This window comes from Acidovorax sp. GW835-FHT14B10 (assembly GCF_058793725.1).
Genome location: NZ_JBXAGC010000001.1, coordinates 395,318 through 410,399, shown reverse-complemented (window position 1 = coordinate 410,399; position 15,082 = coordinate 395,318). Strand labels below are relative to the sequence as shown.

Genomic DNA, 15,082 nt, shown 5'->3' with positions numbered 1-15,082 from the left:
ACCTTCCAAACCCAGCCGCTTGCAGCAACCAGATCCACCGAGCGAAGCCTTGAATTATATACCGGGTTTTTACCCAGCAAAACCCAAAACCATCTTCTTTTTTCCTCCACCCCCAGAACCCTCACAAAGAAGGCCCGCGGCAGCGAAGCCATCGACTATAGCACGGGAAAGCAACGTCTGAGGCAAGACTCCAGCGCGTCTTGTCATCTGCTTCGCCCCAAGTGGCGAGACGGACGTGCTGCATCCGCCACTCCTGTGTTCATCGCTTCGGCATCACAGCAGCACGATGTCGTATCGTTCTGCTGCAAGAATTTTCTGCTTATCCATCAATAGGTTAGCGGTCTCTTTTGCATCTTGGGTCGCCTTACCCACCCAGCTAGTCACCCACCGTCGGTGCGACGCTATGGAACCAAAAGATCCACGTTGGAAAACTACCTGCATCTTCGATTCTCATCGAAGTTGGCCTCATGTCGAGTACGTGGATTCGGTCGTTGAAGACCGCCTTGCGTCCACTGCTCACCTCTCAAAGCGGTCACACCTCGATCGCAGCGTGCAGCCGCGGCAGGCTGATTCGGTGGAGGCGTAGGCAGGCGAAGTCCGGCCTGTGCGGATCGCCTTGCGTCGCCGATAGACGTCAACCACTTCCGCAGCATCGAGAAGCCGAACTTGATGCGAACGCATCTTGCGATTTCTTCCAAGGATGGAAACGAAGGCGTAGGGCTTGACCGCCTCGCCCGTCTGAACCTCGATGGCGACCCGCTGCGCCGACAATTGAATGATATCCGTCAGATAAGGCCTATCCTGCCGGCGCGTCTTCAGTTCGACGAGCACCAGCGATCCCCCTGGGAGCCGGTACACCCGATCCACCTTCGCGACAAGGCGGATGGGCTCCGCGATGCGAAAGAGCTTCTCCATATAGACCAGCTCGGCATTGGCCAGTTCTTGCGGTCGCGAAGCGCGCTCGCAAGATGTGTGGCGGCGCGTCCATTGCCGCGCCAGCCACAGCGCGAATACCAGACCGGCAAGGACATACACGGCAGACAAAGTCATGACGACCTCCTGTCGCTCAGCGACCTTTCACACCGTGCAACCACGACGCACAGCATGCGGCGCACCCCTGCCACGATCACAGGTGATCGCGCCATGATTCGGCAACCCACTGGGGCCACCCAGTAGTACGCGGCGACCAAGCCTCTCCCCCAGCGCCGTCGCAAGAGCACGGCGTCACGGTATGCACGAAGCACCTGTGTCTCCCGCGCATCCGGGCCGAACACGAAGGTGGCCACAAAACACCGGCGATCCGCCGTTGCCGCCAGGCCCTCCTCCAAGTACCGCTGGTGGGCCGCCTGCCCTCGGGCCATGGCTTGTCGCTGCTCGGGCGTCGCCTGGTCACCATATAGATGTGCAAGCTGCACCCTCTTCTCGCAGAAGCCCATTTCCGCAAGTTCCGTGGCGCTCACCTCATCACGCCGCGCGCATCTGCGTCTTGGCATGGCCACCTCACTCTTCCAGGCTGGGCCCGAACACGTCGTTGGTTACGGTCGCGGACCTCGACGCTTCGCTGGCCGCAGGCGGAGGTACCTGCCTCGCCTCATCCACGGCAAACACACCGTACTGCGCCAGCAGTCCGTCATAGGCCAGCACACGCAGCCGGTTCACGCGCTTGGCCCCTTGCGGAAAGCGCACCAACTCGTCGTACAGGCGCGGGTTGTCAGCACGCGCCAGCTCGAACACCAGCCGTATCGGCTTCGGCTCGTTCTGAGGACGGAGATTCATACAGCCTCCCCTGCCCCACGATCCCGGCCTGGGGCCATGGCGCTGGCGGCATAGTTCTGGCCCGCGATCTGGAAACCTCGCACGTTGGCAAACATGGGTTCCTTGACCTCGTGAATCCGGTGCTTCGGAAACGCCGCCTTCACAGCCTTCTTGAACAGGAAGGCGCCACCGCCCACCAGGATGATGTTCTGCAGGCTCTCCGGGGTCTCGATCCACTGGCGCATCGTGGAGACCGCCTGCTGGGCCACGCTCTCGGCCAGCGGCAGGTGCTTTTTCATGTCATAGGGTTTCTGAAAGATCACGGGGGCTTTGCCGGTGCGTAGCGCCAGATCAATGGCATCGAAATCACGGTACGGTGTGCCGATGTCCTTGGATATCTCGGCCGCCAGCAGGCGCAGTACGTCAGACATACCGCGGTTGATCGAGTGCGATTGCTTTTGCATCAGGCGCATGCCGCGGGTGACCAGCCAGTCGAAGGTGCGCGAGCCGGGGTCGATGACCAGACTCTGCTCGTTGCCGATGGTCTCGATCTTCTGGTGTTCGGCCGCGTAGTGAACGAGCGCGCCCTGCGGTTGGGCCACGGCCATCGCCTTGGCCACCGTCACAGTCTTGCCGCCGCCGACCTGGTGGCTGCCGACCATGGCCTTCTCGAGCGCTGCCTTTTTCAGGGTGAACAGCGCCACCGGCAGCCCGACGATCAGCAGGTCGATATGGGACACCTTCATCATGCTGAGCGCGCCGCGCAGCAGCGCCATGTACTCGGGCGACTCGGTGTACTCGTCATGCAACTGCTTGGCGCGGAAGGTGTCCGCGGCCAAGCCGACATCCGGCCCGACCTCGTAGAACAATGGGCCGACTGGGATGCAGACGGTCTTGCGCCGCTCGCTGGTCGGCCATTGCGGCGTCTCGCCGCTGGATGGATAGGCGATGGAGGGAAAGCTGGCGCAACGGATTTCGGCCTCTGTGACGCCGGTGACGAACTTGGTGTTGCCCGATCCGACATCCACCGCTCTGACGATCAATTCCATGATGGTGCTCCAAGGTGAGGAAACATGACGGCCAGCATCGGCAAGGCGGTGCGGCCACGCCACCCGCAATTCGCACGAAATGACCCGGGTTTCGGGATCAGGTGCCGCCGCCTGTCACCGGAGTGAAGGAACAGTGGCATTGCAATGACGCCAGACCCGGACTCAAGCCGCTGCGAACTGCGTGTGTGTCACCACGGTCTCATCGCACTGGCAGTCGTCAACCCTGGTTGCGCGCCAATCAGGCGCCCTTCGTGCAGATGCCCGGCAAGGGCTTGGGAATCCCGTCCGGGACCAGAGGCAGGACTTTCGCCCGTCAAGCCCGCATGCAGCCTTGCTCTGCGATCTTGCGGGACACTAAATTGCCCCTATCACGCCGTCGCGTGCCCACAAGCGCCACCGGCAAGGCGCTTTCCCATGCCGTCGCATTGCCACGCCGGCATTGACCATCAAGCCCTTTTCGTCATCCACTAGAGGCTCCCGAGGGCCATCCTTGGCCCGCTCCATCGCGGAGCAACAGGCGTCGCAGTCGTTACCTGCCCTTGCAGCCCCGGCCCAGAGCCGGGGTGGCCGTCGCCCCCGAGGCGACCGCTCCGAGGTTTGTTTCGTAGAGCATGTGCCTCGACCTTTGCCAGCCCTTGCGGCTGGGCGCTCACAGAAGCGCGTCGAGGCCGTCGATCTCCCGGCCCGGCACCCGATGCCGGCTCCCGATCCCGCCATCACCCGAGCATGCGTATTTCACGCCGCCAGCGGCTGTGCTTGCCCTCATGGGCTCCCCGCTGGTTTCCGCTCAAACGCCCGACACCGCCCTGGACTTTCGGTCAGGGGTGGACCCATGCGGTCGGATGGCGCTGCGAATTTCAGGATTGATCCACCAGTAGGCGCGAGACCCGATCTCGCCGCCGACGCGGCTGCCTGCCCTTGAGGCAACAGCGCGTCACACCCCTCCGTGGTCGCAGAAATGCGCGGACGGAGCCGGATCACATGTTTTCATTTTTAAGACCGACCGAGCTGGCCCGTGCAAGCGCATGGCTGGCGCAACCCTTGGGTCGGCGGCACGCGGTGTGGTCCCGCGTGCCGCCGTGCTTGCCTGACCACCCGCTCCAGCGGATGACGGAATCCGTCGCTGGGGTTGGACCTCCCGGATTCCTGACAGCGCGCCGTTCGGGCGGCGCGCCGACCCCTCACCTGGAAAGCACGATGACGACACCCTCAACCCGACAGGCCGATTCGGTCAGCCCAGGACGGATCCCCGGCATGGATCGGCTGCGCCCCCAAGCCTGGGCGGGCAAAACGCCCCAGGAAATACTTGCCCGCCTGCGTCCAGGCCATGCCGATCCGCTGCGCGTGCTGGACACCCTGATCGATCTGTTCAACACGCGGCACACGGCACGCGAGAAGACCGTCTCGCACAAGACCCGTGCAGAACGAGCGCGCTTTCTGCGGCGCTTCTTCCTCGACCTCCAGCGCAAGGCCGGCTTCCACACCATGCCCGACCCACGCAACCTGGGACAGAAGCACCTGCATGCGATGGTGCAGGTCTGGCAGCGCGAGCGGCTGGCGCCTGCCACGATCCAGACCTATCTGAGCTTTCTGCGGGGGCTTGCGTCCTGGCTGGGAAAGCCGGGCTTCGTGCGGCCACCGGCTCGTTATGGCCTGAGCCTGGAGGAATACGAGCGCCACGAAGTGGCGCAGCGCGACAAGAGCTGGGGCGCGCATGGCGTCGATGTGGAAACGGTCCTCGCCCAGCTTGCTCAGTTCGATGCGCGGATCGCGGCTTCGATACGGTTGATGGACGCGCTGGCGCTGCGGCGCAAGGAGTCGGTGATGTTCCGTCCCTTGGAGCACGTCGTGCCGTTCGAGCAGACCGGCCTGCCCCTCGAAAGCCGCAAGGCGGATGAGTATGTATGGATCAAGGGCAAGGGCGGGCGCGTGCGCTGGGTGCCGCTGGAGACAGACGGTCAGCGCTCGGCGGTGGCACTGGCACGTTCACTGGTCACGGGCCGCGACGCGCACATGGGCGATCCCGCCCTGAACCTCAAGCGCAACCTGCGCCGGCTCGACTACGCCCTGGAGAAATTCGGCATCATCAAGCGGCAGGCAGGCGTCACGGCCCACGGCCTGCGGCATGGCAATCTGAACGATTTGTATGAATCGCTTTCAGGTGCACCATCGCCCGTGCGCGGCGGCGGCTGTGTGGACGCGAATTCGGATCGGGCTGCGCGACTGGCCGTATCAGAGAGAGCTGGCCATGCCAGGCAAAGAGCCGCTGGAGCCTATATAGGCCAAGCATCGCCGACGCAAAGCGCAGGCCGCAGGCAATCCGCCGACGGGCCGGAAGCCAACCCGCCAGCCTGACGCTTCAGGCGGCGCGCAGATCGGCTTCGGTCTTGCCGCTGGCCAGTGCCTCGGTGAACCACTTGGGCTTGGGGCCGAAGCCCGACCATGCGTGGCCCGCGTCGTCCTTGTACTTGATGCGGCCTGAGGCGCGCAGGGTCTTCGAGCCCTTGGCCTTCGTCACGCTGGTGCGGGCCTTGCGCTTGGCAGCATCCAGTCCCAGGTCGGCGGCGGTGATGCCATAGTAGGCAATGGCTTCCTTCATACGGCCCACCACGCCAGCCTTCTCGTCTTCGCGGAGTTGATCCCGCTCCTTTTGCAACTTGGCGATCTCGGCGTCGATTTCCTGGGTCGTGCGTTTGGAAGATTTGCGAGCCATGGCAGCCTTTGTGATTGGAATGCGTTGGAATGCGTGATCGTGCGAGGCGAGTCAAACACCCAGACCACAGGTCAAGTCTATAGCAGGCCCTCGGAATCAAGTCGCGGGCGACACGTCGAACGCCTCGTCCGGGTAGATCGCAGGACCGCGTGGGTCAATGGGGTCTTGCTGCATTTCTTCGGCCTCGTCCTCGGACAGGCCATACCGCGACAGCGCGGCACACCGCGCCAGCGTCTCGGTGGATTCGGCTACCTGCCCGAAATGAACGGCATGCCCGTTGCGCGTCACGCGCACGTTCCATTGCTTCATGGTCATGGCGCGCACCCCTCGGCAACGGATTCCAGCTCCGGCTCCTGGCGCTCGGCGTCCTCGTGGCTAAAACCGAAGCGCGCCCAGGTGCGTGGATCGACCTCGATGGGGCCGCTGCGCTTGGATTCCAGATTGACGACGACACCGTGCGCGGACAGCCGCCCTTTGGAGAACAACTCATAGAGCAGTTGCGCGGCGTAGCGCACCGCCACGTCGTTGACGAACAGACCCTGGGAGGCCAGCGACATGCGCACTGAGCAGGACGGCTGGTTGTTCTCTGGCGCGGCGGCGTCGAGCAGTTCGGGGAAAAGTTCTGTCACGCACGGCAGGCGTGGGCCTTGCCCCTTCCACGATGCCGCGCTGCTCTGCGGCTCGCCCAAGACCACCTGCGCGGTGGACTCGGTATTGCCCAAGTCGAGCCAGTAGCCGTAGCGATTGGCGTCACGCCACGCGAGCTGGTGCAGCACTTGCCGCGCCGAGCGGCTGTCCACGCAACTGACCAGCACATCGGCGCTGGCCGCGTACCGGTGGCCGAGCACGAATTCCTCGTAACGCATGGGATGGGTCTCCCAATCCAGCCCATAGAACTGGTTCAGGCGATGGATGGTCACCAACGCCTTGTGCTTGCCGATGTCGGCGGCACTGTAGAGTTGCCGACCCACGTTGGCTTCGCTGACGCGGTCCGCGTCGAATGCCTTGACGTGCAGGCCCATCGGATGGCCCAGGGCGCGCATCGCAATGTCCAGGCGGGCGAGGCAGGTGGCCATCTGCGCGCCGTTGCCGCCCACACCCACCAGATGCACCGCCACGCGGTGCTCCAGCAGCTTCGGATGAATCAGGTGTTCCACCAGTACCTCCAATCGAATGTCCTGCACCCAGTCTCTCGCGGGAACGCTGGTGTTCAAGGCAGATGGCGATCCCGCCAGCGCCAGAGCACGCGCTGCATCCAGCCTTCGCCGCGCGGTGCCACAACCCCCTGCTCCTGCCATTCGCCTTGCGGCTCCCGCCAGGGGTGCTTGTTGAGCGGCACGTAGAGGCCATTGATCACCAGCCGGAAGCAGGCCGAGGGCCGTGGCCGGTCGAGCAGGCCGAAGACCCCCGCCACCTTGATGCCCTGATCTTCGCGGTCGTCTTCGCCCGACCAGAAGGCCGGTGCCCGGCCATGCGTGTGCAGGTCCACCGCGACCGTCTCGTCGTCGGCCATGGCGGGACGCCGATAGCGGATATGGACAGGCGAGGTCTGCTCGGGCTCGCACATCGCCAGCCGCAACTGCCCGGTGCGGCGCGAATAGATCAACACCCCGGCGGCTTCATTGGGCAGGCTCTCCCGGCTCGCCACCACGAACGCTTCGATCAAGCGGATGGGCAGCACGCCAAAGCTGAACCGCAGGTACTCCGCGACCTCGCCATAGGGCAAGCGCATGGGCAGTGAGCCGTGGCCTAGGGCCGCGATGCTGTCGAGCCAGTCGAGCCGGGTCTGCACGAACCACCCGTTGCGCGCCACGATGATGCGCTGGCCGTTGCCCATGTCCGGCAGCGCGCCGAAGCGCGGCGCGGCGATCACCGGGCAGGCAGCGAGCAGGGCTTGGTCTCTCGGGTCCATCGTGCCCATCATGTGGCCTCTGGTTCGCCCAGCAGTCGGCCCAGCGTGGTCTTGGCATCGACCAGCACCCGCTCGGGGAAGCGCGTGAAGGCTCCATCGAGCATGTCGCGCCAGAAGGCGTAGGCACCGGCCCGGTAGCGCAGCAGCTTGCCCGCCACGTTGGGGTGCGTGAAGTAGGAACGCAGGAAGGCGTCGTTCCAGGCGCTGATCTTCTCCACGGTCGTGCCATTGGGCACCGGCACATTGCCCTGGCAGATGTGGCCCTTACCATCGACATTGAAGTACGGGGCCTGGAACAGCGGCGTCTGTGGCATCGGGCGGTTCTGGCCCTTCACGGCCCAAACCCTCCAGACCTTGCTGGCGGCGGCGAAGACCAGCCCCGGCTGCGGCACCGTCTCGCCGCGCTCGCGCCCGCCAAACGCTTCGGCCTGCTCCGCGCCCACCCTGAACGCCACATGCCTGCGTGCCGGTGGCACCCACCACACCAGCAGGTCGCCGTGGAGGTACAGCACCGTCTCGGGCAGAAAGCCGCCGTGGGCCGCGCGCTGGAGTAAGGCCCCAGCCAACTCCCTTGCCGCCTGGGCGGTCATGGCCCGGCCCGCGCCGATCACGGGTGCGCCATCCACGGTCGTGACCTCATGCACCGTGGCCAGGGCGCTGCCCGAGCGCCCGTGGTACAGCAGCACCGCCTGATCCAGCTCCAGCACGTTGTCCGTGGGCGTCTGAATGGAAAACTCCGCCTCGTTCATAGGGACTACCTCCTATCTGTATGAAGTCAGTGTCCGTGGCACAGGGCGTGGATCAAGCGGTCGATCAGCGCGATGGCCTCGAAGCGCTGTCCCATGCGCAGGAACCAAGCTTGCAGCGCGCCGGGGTCGTCCAGCGGGATGAGCACCTCACCCATGCGGTCGCAGTACTCGGACTGGTGCGCCAGATTGAGCAAGTCGTCGTAGATGCGCGTGGTGACGTCGCCCTCTTCCCAGGACAGCACCGCGCCGAAGCCGATGTACTCGCCGTCGATGTCGGGATGGAAGTCGTCGGTGAGCGTCAGGCGGGACAGCGCCAGCGCATCGGCGGCGATCTGGCGCTGGTGCGGGTCGGTCAGCGTCCTGGCGGCGCGGCGCAGGCTGCATGGTCGCCATGCCTGGGTGCACTCGCGCCCTCCCGCATTCTTGTCGGGCCGCACCAGCCAGCGGCGCGCCCACTCGGGATAGGCATCGTCCAGCATCCTGCGCGTAACCATTTCCTCGCGCATGGCTTCGCGGTCGGCGTCATCGCTGTCCTCGCACATCATGTCCAGCGCCGCCTCCTCATCCATTTCCCCCTGCCAGTACACGTAGGACGCCACGTCATCGGCAATGTCCGGGGTGAACAGGGGATACACATAGCGGCCCTGCTGGCGCAGCACCTGCAACACCGTGGCCCCCAGGTGCGGCATGGCTTCGTTCAACGCCTCCAGGCTCCGGCCCACCGGCCACTCGGCCTCGCGGTATTCGCACCAGTACACGTCCAGTTGGGCATAGGGGGCCGGCTGCCCGCTGCGCATGGCCGGATGGTGGCCATGCTCGTCGAGCACGTTGATGGCGAAGCGCGGCTCCAGGCAGTGCAGCGGGCCGATCTGGCGCTTGATCCAGGCGTCGATGGCACGCTGACAGGCTTTGAGCGGGTCGGCCTCGCCCTCCGGCAGGTCATCTTCCCGTACCGCGCCCGATGCGATCAGGAAACGGCACAGCGCCGCGTTCGCGCTGGCCTGGGACGTGGAAGCGACCGCCGACGGAATGCCGGGTTGCAGGCTGGGCAGCGCCAGCATGGGAGCGACAGGCATGACCGTGGCCCTCAAGGCAGCGGGGTGAGCATTTCGCTGGTGACGCTGGCGCGCTGGGCTGCGCCTTCGTGCCGGTGCTGTTCCAGGGTCTGGCGGGCAAAGCGGCTCCACGCTGCCGAGCGCTTCGCCACGGGGCGCTGCGACACGGCACGGGACAGCTTGGCCGTCGCGCTGGCCGGGCCGGTCAGTTGGGTCTGAACGCAAGCCAGCAGCGCCGCAAGGCGGGGGCCGGGCTGCTCGGCCTTGCCCGTGCCCTTGGTGCCCACGGCCTTGCGGAACGTGAAGTCCTGCCGCCCGTTGGCGACCGAACCTGCTTCGACCTCGGCGCTGACCAGTTCGGGGTACTGGGCGCTGTAGAGGTCGCGCACTTCGCGGGGCGCGAGCCCGGGCACATCCGGCAGCAGGATGCCGTTGTAGGTGAAGGTGCGGACGATGGGGGTGACTTCAATGGCCATGGGTTGGGCTCCTTGGGGGATGAACGCGGCAACCGCCGTGATTGCCATGTGTTCAGTCTCCCGCTGCTGATGCCCCGATCAAGGGTGCCCGCCGACTTACCCGAACAGGTCGAAGGATTCGCCGCCAGCGGTGGCGGCTGCGGCAGGTGCCGCGCCCGCCACTGCGGCCTGCGAGGCATCGTCCTCCCCCTCGTCATCCGCCCCGTTGCCCAAGGCGGATACCGCCGGGGCCGTCACGGGCTTGGCCGGTGCGGACTTGGAAGCACCCGCCTTCACGATGGCGTCACTGGCCTGCTTGACCGATACCGCCTTCGCGGCCTCGATCACTTCCTTCGTGGCCTCGGCCTGCTGCGCCAGGCTCTGGCGCACCTCGCGGTAGCCGCGCAGGGCTTCGATGAAACCCGCGTCGAACTCCTGCGGCGTGGCCGTGAGGCTCAGGGGCTGCGTCAGCCCAGGCTCGCCCGCGTCCTGCCGGGGCTTGGGGATTACGTTGACCGTCAGGCGGCCGGATTTCTCGTCGGCGCTCACCGTCATCGTGAGCGTGGCGCTGCAAGCCAGCGTGAACAGTTCCTCGAACATCGTCATTTGAAACTCCTTGGTGGAATGAGGGACATGGCCCCATGCGAGGCCGTCCAGACCATGCTAGAACCCGGCTCCCTGGTGTCCAGGGGCCGGTCGGCGCGTCAGGCCAGCGCAGGCTCGGGCTGCAAGGCCGGTGTGGCCTCGGTGCTCTCGGCCTCATCCGCTGCATCGGCCAGGATCGGCTGACGCGGGAAGCGCATCACGGCAGGCACCGTACCCTGGTACGCAAAGCCCGGCACCTTGAGCAGGGCCGTGATGAAGTCGGGCTTCTTGCCGCCGCGTGCCACCTTGAAGCCCGAGCCCATCGCCTTCTTGAGCCCGACTTCTTCGGCAAGGCACTCCAGTTCGCTCATCGTGAACAGGTCGAGGAACTCCTTGTTCCACTGGAAGTACCGCCCTTCATCCACCTGGGCATAGTTCAACAGCAGTTCGAGGTCGGTCACAGTGACGCCGAACGCCGCCGAGGCGGTGGCGGCTTGCAGCAGCCGCTCCAGTTGGGCCTCGGGCGCGGCAGCGGCCCGTTGCAGCCCGCCCCGCACGCCGAACCCCGCACCTGCGGCTTGACCAGCGAGCCGGTCGAAGGCGTTGCGGAACTGCGCCTCGCGCAGATCGGCCCCGCGACCGGCCAGCGCCAGCGCGATCAGCACCCGCTGGCTGCACTGCGGCTGCGCCATCAGGGCCTTGGCCAGCCACTTGCGCCACTCCATGACACGGTGGCTGACGACACGCTGCGGTGTCTGGTTCGTGGGCGCGGCAGCCGTGGGCTTCTTGCCGGTGGGCTTGGCTGCGCCTGCCTTCACCGCGCCCTTGCCCTGCGCTTCGTCCTGCGCCGCCTGGGCATCGCGCTGCGCTTTGCGCCACAGGACAACCTTCTGGCTGTTGCATGCGGCGTCGAAGCACAGCGAGCGCGTGACCTCGCCATAGCTGCCCGGCATCGCGGATACCGCGCAGCCGAAGGACTGGCATCCCTGGCAGGAGGTGTACTGCGGCGCGCCGACGCCCAGGTCGCCCTCGGCGCTCACGGGAAGCGGCGCGAAGCCATCGCCGGCCTTGACGATGCGGATGACTGGGTATTCATCGCGCAGCGCATTGGCTCGGGATTCGATGGCCGGCTGGGTCAGTTCCTCGAAGTGGCTCGGGTGCTGGCAGTAGCCCTCGCCCAGGGATTCCGCGAACAGGCCCGACTGCCGCGCCGAGTTGTGCGGACAGCCGCCGCATTGCGCGGTGTCGAAGATCGCTTCGGCCAGCCGCCGTGCGTAGCGGCCCAGTTGCGCCTTGAGCACGGCCACCGGCACCTTCTGTGCCACGATGCCTGTGAGCACGCTGTCCTGCTTGTCCGGGGGAATGCCCGAGAGCAGTTCGGCGTGGCCGAGCTGGATGGTGCGGGTGGTGAGCGCCTTGAGCACGGCGGGCGTGCAGGCCAGCAGCGCCAGCCGCCGCTCCAGCACATCGGGCGACCAGCCCATGAGGCGGGCGGCTTCCTCCTTGTCGCCACGCTGGCGCAGGAGCTGGCGCTGTGCGGCGTGGGCCTCCTCTGCGGGCGACATCGCGGCGCGGTGGTAGTTCTCGATCACCGACATGGCCTCGGCCGTCTCGTCGTTCGCGTCCTTGATGACCACCGGCATGTCGTAGCCGTCGCCGAACACGTTCTTCGCGGCGCGCCAGCGGCGTTCACCGGCGATGATTTCGTAGAGGTCGGTGCCCGGCACGGGGCGCACGACGATGGGTTCGAGCACACCGACGGCGCGGATGCCCTCCTCCAGTTCCGCCATCTCGGCGGGGTCGAAGTATTCGCGGGGGTTCTTGCCTTGGACGATCTTACGGATCGGCAAGGTGGGCTGGCTCGGCTGGGTGGGGTCGGTCATGGTGCCTCCTGTCTGCATCGGGTGGGATGCAGTCATGCTCTCGCCGCTCCGCCTCCCTTCAAGAGGCTCGCCCTCGCCATCAGGCGGGAACCCGTCCAAACGGATCTTCGACCACGCGGTGCTGACGCTCAATGGCCACCACGGCGAACTGGCCTGGCCCAGCGGCCGGCGCGAGGCTCTGTCGCTCGATCCCGGGCGCGCGCTGCGCCCCGAGTTCCAGCGGCTGGTGCATCAGCACCTGAACTGAAGTCTTCCGACCGCCAGCGCAATGCGTGTCACGCCCGCAGCCGCAGAGCGTGCTGCTGCATCAGCGCCGCATAGCGCGCGCTGACCGACTCACTGTCCGTTCGCGATCAGGTACGCGTCGAGGAACCACCTGGCAGGAACTCGCCTTCCCCAACAGGCGGCCACTCCATCACACGGCAAGGAGGAGCCGAGTTCGCTTACGGAATCGTGAGATAGCCCCCGCCCACGAACCAAGCATCAGCGGCCAACGCGCGATAGGTCGCATATTGCCAGCTGTTGGGCCGTACCGAATGCAAGTCACGCTCGTCATTTAGAAACTGCTGGATCGCAGGCACGCCACCGCGACTTGACTGCAGAGCCAGCCTGTCGCGAAGGATCGGCAATTCGTCATTGGCGTTGGTTGTGAACGTGGTCGCCAGCCCGCACACGTCGAAGTGCCGCCGAACGCGATCTTGATCCACAGTGGTCCACGCAGTTGGAGGGCAGGCATCGAACACCAGCACCGGCGGTGGCCCGGGGTTGAGCGTTGCGCGCACCCAGGGTACGTTCAGCAGATGCTGGTCGAAATAAGGATGGAAGGTCTGTTGTCCGGCCGTGGCAGGATACTTCGCGCGCTTCTTGTCATTGCAGAAATGACATGCGGGCACCAGGTTGGACGGCAGAATGGACAAGTCGGGATAGCGTGACTTGGGCAGATGGTGGTCGCAATGGGCGACGCTGCCTACACCGCACAGCGGACAACGGTTGTTCGGTGCCGCGCTGCGTATGCGGTCATAGACCGCGCGAGCCGCGCCGCTCGTCTTGCTCAGATGCTCCTCGTAAAGTCCGGTCAGCTCCGCCTTGGTGACACCGCCAACCGAGGGCCGGCGCTCGACGTGGTGGAGCGAGGCCGCCGTAGCGTTCGCATGATAGGTCACCCCAGAAGCAGCGAGGCTGGCACCAATTGCCGTCAGGCGGGCCTGAAGGCCAGGATCTGTCGTGGCGCCCAGGCACAGCGCGAACACACTCGCCTGCGTGTCGGTAGGAAGAGGCAAACTTCGCATGTTAGGCCCCCTCGCCTGCCGCGTCGGGTGGAGACGGAGGCACCATGCTGAGTGCGCGAGCCAACGATCGCGCCTCGCCTCCGAGTCGGCCGCCGAATCGCGCTATGGCCTGTTCATATCCGCCTTGTTGCACTGCGTCGCTGATCAAGCGGTGAAAGCCAGTCTGGACAACCTCCAGTCCGAACACCTCGCGGGTGAGGATTCCGACGTTTTCGCCAAAAGTCTCAAGCTCGGGCCGGTCGACGCGCGCGGAGTGGCCCGAGCGGTTGAGCACCCATGCACAAGAACCAGGCACTTCCTGCAAAACGACCGGCGAGTGCGTCGCAATGATGGCCACACCATTGCGGTTAACCAGTAGCTCGCTCAGCGCACGCACAAACGCGGATAGCAGCGGCGGATGGAGATGCCCTTCGGGCTCGTCAATAAGCACCAGCGACTTCTCCTCGACAAGTTCGACGAGCAGCGTGATCGTCAGCAAGACAACACTATGGCCCGAGCTCAGTCGCCGAAACCACTTGCGCGTGCGATCTTCCCAGCCCTCACCTGTGTCATCGATGACGCTCCTGGCATTCGCATCAAGAAACAAGGGGTCGGCCTCGAGCAGTTCGACCGCTTTCAGCCAGCGACGCCGACGCGCGGCACCGCGACAGGCGACTATGCCTTTCAAAAAATCCCGAGAAAGCTCGGGACGCCCCTTGATGCTCAGCTCCGACTGCCCATCATCATCGACGCCACTTGGTTGAACATCCGCTGCGGACTGCCGGATCAGGCCAATGTATTCGTACCTCACCGCCAGTTGAGTATTCGCGGGCACCAGCGGGCCGTACTCGTCGAATGGACTGAACGAAACCGTCACCAATCCGGCAAAGTCATGGCCCCTACCCGGGGACGGATTGACGTACCCGAACGGACTGTTGAACCCGAGAGGATTCAGCGGCCCCAATTCGCCTACCGCACCTCCATCGCGCGACTGCAGGCCAAGAAAGGCCCGCGACAAATAGTCGAAGCAGCGCGTCTTGCCGACGCCGTTCCGTCCGATAACGACGTGGACGTTGGTCGGTGGACTGGATTCGGGCGTGACCTGGAAATCGAGTCGCGGCGGAGCGTCCAAGGTACGCGGATCCTGGGGAAACGTGTAGCGAAACGCGAACGCGGTCAGCACGACATTGCCGAGCGCGAGCCGGTGGAAGCGATTGCGCACTCGGTCGATATCGATATCGCGCAGCAGTGACCGCCGCAAAACTTCCTCGGCGGCATATTCCTCGAGCAGTGATGGGTTCCGCGCCATGTCACGCATTGCAAGGAGGTACTCGTCCCGCAACTGCTCGCCGAGTTCGTTGAGCTGTTCGTAGTAGTTCTCGGTCTGGCCCATCGAGAACCACGGGGCTTCGAGCCTGGAAAACACGGGGTCGAGCAATGCCGAGCTGACGGCAGACTCAGAGGTCATCCCCGCCCTGGCAATCTTTACGTTGCCAATATCGATCCGCCGGCGGTCTTCTGTGACCACGATCACATGGAACTGCGTCACCCAGGTGAACCAGTCGTTCCAATTGTCTCGGCCGAGGAGTACCTCATTGCCGCTGCTTGGGGCAGAGGTCGAATCGACGACCCTGAATGACAGCATTCCTTCTCCCTAT

At 65.2% G+C, this 15,082-nt stretch carries 18 protein-coding genes; 3 read left to right on the top strand and 15 right to left on the bottom strand.

Annotated elements, in window-relative coordinates:
• Positions 1-333: hypothetical protein (locus tag AC1Q5S_RS01880; RefSeq protein ID WP_492238233.1), on the top strand; the 333-nt coding region annotated here is incomplete at its 5' end.
• A gap of 183 nt (positions 334-516) precedes the next feature.
• On the opposite strand, the gene AC1Q5S_RS01875 is transcribed toward AC1Q5S_RS01880, so the two are convergent.
• The 4 genes from AC1Q5S_RS01875 to AC1Q5S_RS01860 all read right to left on the bottom strand — a co-directional run bounded on the left by AC1Q5S_RS01875 (position 517) and on the right by AC1Q5S_RS01860 (position 2,804).
• Positions 517-1,050: a PD-(D/E)XK nuclease family protein gene (locus tag AC1Q5S_RS01875; protein WP_060987120.1), complete on the bottom strand. Its 534-nt coding sequence runs from the start codon at positions 1,048-1,050 to the stop codon at positions 517-519.
• Entirely contained in the window at positions 1,047-1,361 is a 315-nt protein-coding gene (locus AC1Q5S_RS01870; RefSeq protein WP_296338134.1) for a CFI-box-CTERM domain-containing protein, read from the bottom strand. The genes AC1Q5S_RS01875 and AC1Q5S_RS01870 overlap by 4 nt, the downstream gene beginning before the upstream one ends.
• A 139-nt stretch (positions 1,362-1,500) precedes the next feature.
• A complete protein-coding gene (locus tag AC1Q5S_RS01865; RefSeq protein WP_067512833.1) occupies positions 1,501-1,776 on the bottom strand; it encodes a hypothetical protein in 276 nt (91 codons plus the stop codon).
• Positions 1,773-2,804 carry a PRTRC system protein D gene (locus AC1Q5S_RS01860; RefSeq protein ID WP_060987122.1) on the bottom strand — a complete coding sequence of 344 codons (1,032 nt, stop codon included), beginning with the start codon at positions 2,802-2,804 and terminating at the stop codon, positions 1,773-1,775. The genes AC1Q5S_RS01865 and AC1Q5S_RS01860 overlap by 4 nt, the downstream gene beginning before the upstream one ends.
• A gap of 1,197 nt (positions 2,805-4,001) precedes the next feature.
• On the opposite strand from AC1Q5S_RS01860, the gene AC1Q5S_RS01855 reads away from it, so the two are divergent.
• Positions 4,002-5,159 (top strand): phage integrase N-terminal domain-containing protein, encoded by a 1,158-nt coding sequence (locus tag AC1Q5S_RS01855; RefSeq protein WP_060987123.1) that lies wholly within the window; start codon positions 4,002-4,004, stop codon positions 5,157-5,159.
• 4 nt (positions 5,160-5,163) lie between these two features.
• On the opposite strand, the gene AC1Q5S_RS01850 is transcribed toward AC1Q5S_RS01855, so the two are convergent.
• The 9 genes from AC1Q5S_RS01850 to AC1Q5S_RS01810 form a co-directional block, all read right to left on the bottom strand.
• Positions 5,164-5,517 carry an H-NS histone family protein gene (locus AC1Q5S_RS01850; protein ID WP_060987124.1) on the bottom strand — a complete coding sequence of 118 codons (354 nt, stop codon included), beginning with the start codon at positions 5,515-5,517 and terminating at the stop codon, positions 5,164-5,166.
• 96 nt (positions 5,518-5,613) lie between these two features.
• On the bottom strand, positions 5,614-5,832 hold the full coding sequence (locus tag AC1Q5S_RS01845; protein ID WP_060987125.1) for a hypothetical protein: 219 nt from the start codon (positions 5,830-5,832) through the stop codon (positions 5,614-5,616).
• Complete coding sequence (locus tag AC1Q5S_RS01840) at positions 5,829-6,731, bottom strand: PRTRC system ThiF family protein (RefSeq protein WP_296338124.1); 903 nt, start codon at positions 6,729-6,731, stop codon at positions 5,829-5,831. Before AC1Q5S_RS01840 ends, AC1Q5S_RS01845 begins: the two co-directional genes overlap by 4 nt.
• Positions 6,728-7,438 carry a PRTRC system protein A gene (locus tag AC1Q5S_RS01835; RefSeq protein ID WP_060987126.1) on the bottom strand — a complete coding sequence of 237 codons (711 nt, stop codon included), beginning with the start codon at positions 7,436-7,438 and terminating at the stop codon, positions 6,728-6,730. Before AC1Q5S_RS01835 ends, AC1Q5S_RS01840 begins: the two co-directional genes overlap by 4 nt.
• Positions 7,438-8,178 (bottom strand): PRTRC system protein B, encoded by a 741-nt coding sequence (locus tag AC1Q5S_RS01830; RefSeq protein WP_060987127.1) that lies wholly within the window; start codon positions 8,176-8,178, stop codon positions 7,438-7,440. Before AC1Q5S_RS01830 ends, AC1Q5S_RS01835 begins: the two co-directional genes overlap by 1 nt.
• 26 nt (positions 8,179-8,204) lie before the next feature.
• Positions 8,205-9,254 (bottom strand): PRTRC system protein F, encoded by a 1,050-nt coding sequence (locus tag AC1Q5S_RS01825; RefSeq protein ID WP_060987128.1) that lies wholly within the window; start codon positions 9,252-9,254, stop codon positions 8,205-8,207.
• A gap of 11 nt (positions 9,255-9,265) precedes the next feature.
• Entirely contained in the window at positions 9,266-9,709 is a 444-nt protein-coding gene (locus AC1Q5S_RS01820; RefSeq protein ID WP_060987129.1) for a PRTRC system protein C, read from the bottom strand.
• A 96-nt stretch (positions 9,710-9,805) separates the two neighbouring features.
• On the bottom strand, positions 9,806-10,294 hold the full coding sequence (locus tag AC1Q5S_RS01815) for a PRTRC system protein E (protein ID WP_066788229.1): 489 nt from the start codon (positions 10,292-10,294) through the stop codon (positions 9,806-9,808).
• A 98-nt stretch (positions 10,295-10,392) separates the two neighbouring features.
• Complete coding sequence (locus AC1Q5S_RS01810) at positions 10,393-12,156, bottom strand: PRTRC system ParB family protein (RefSeq protein ID WP_066788232.1); 1,764 nt, start codon at positions 12,154-12,156, stop codon at positions 10,393-10,395.
• Positions 12,157-12,190: 34 nt separating this feature from the next.
• Between AC1Q5S_RS01810 and AC1Q5S_RS01805 the strand changes: the two genes are divergently transcribed.
• The gene (locus AC1Q5S_RS01805; RefSeq protein WP_156445267.1) at positions 12,191-12,403 is read left to right on the top strand and encodes a hypothetical protein; all 213 of its coding nucleotides are present in this window, start codon (positions 12,191-12,193) and stop codon (positions 12,401-12,403) included.
• A 196-nt stretch (positions 12,404-12,599) separates the two neighbouring features.
• On the opposite strand, the gene AC1Q5S_RS01800 is transcribed toward AC1Q5S_RS01805, so the two are convergent.
• Complete coding sequence (locus tag AC1Q5S_RS01800; protein ID WP_060987132.1) at positions 12,600-13,445, bottom strand: HNH endonuclease; 846 nt, start codon at positions 13,443-13,445, stop codon at positions 12,600-12,602.
• Position 13,446: 1 nt separating this feature from the next.
• Positions 13,447-15,069 carry an AAA family ATPase gene (locus AC1Q5S_RS01795; RefSeq protein WP_066788238.1) on the bottom strand — a complete coding sequence of 541 codons (1,623 nt, stop codon included), beginning with the start codon at positions 15,067-15,069 and terminating at the stop codon, positions 13,447-13,449.
• Positions 15,070-15,082 lie beyond the last annotated feature (13 nt).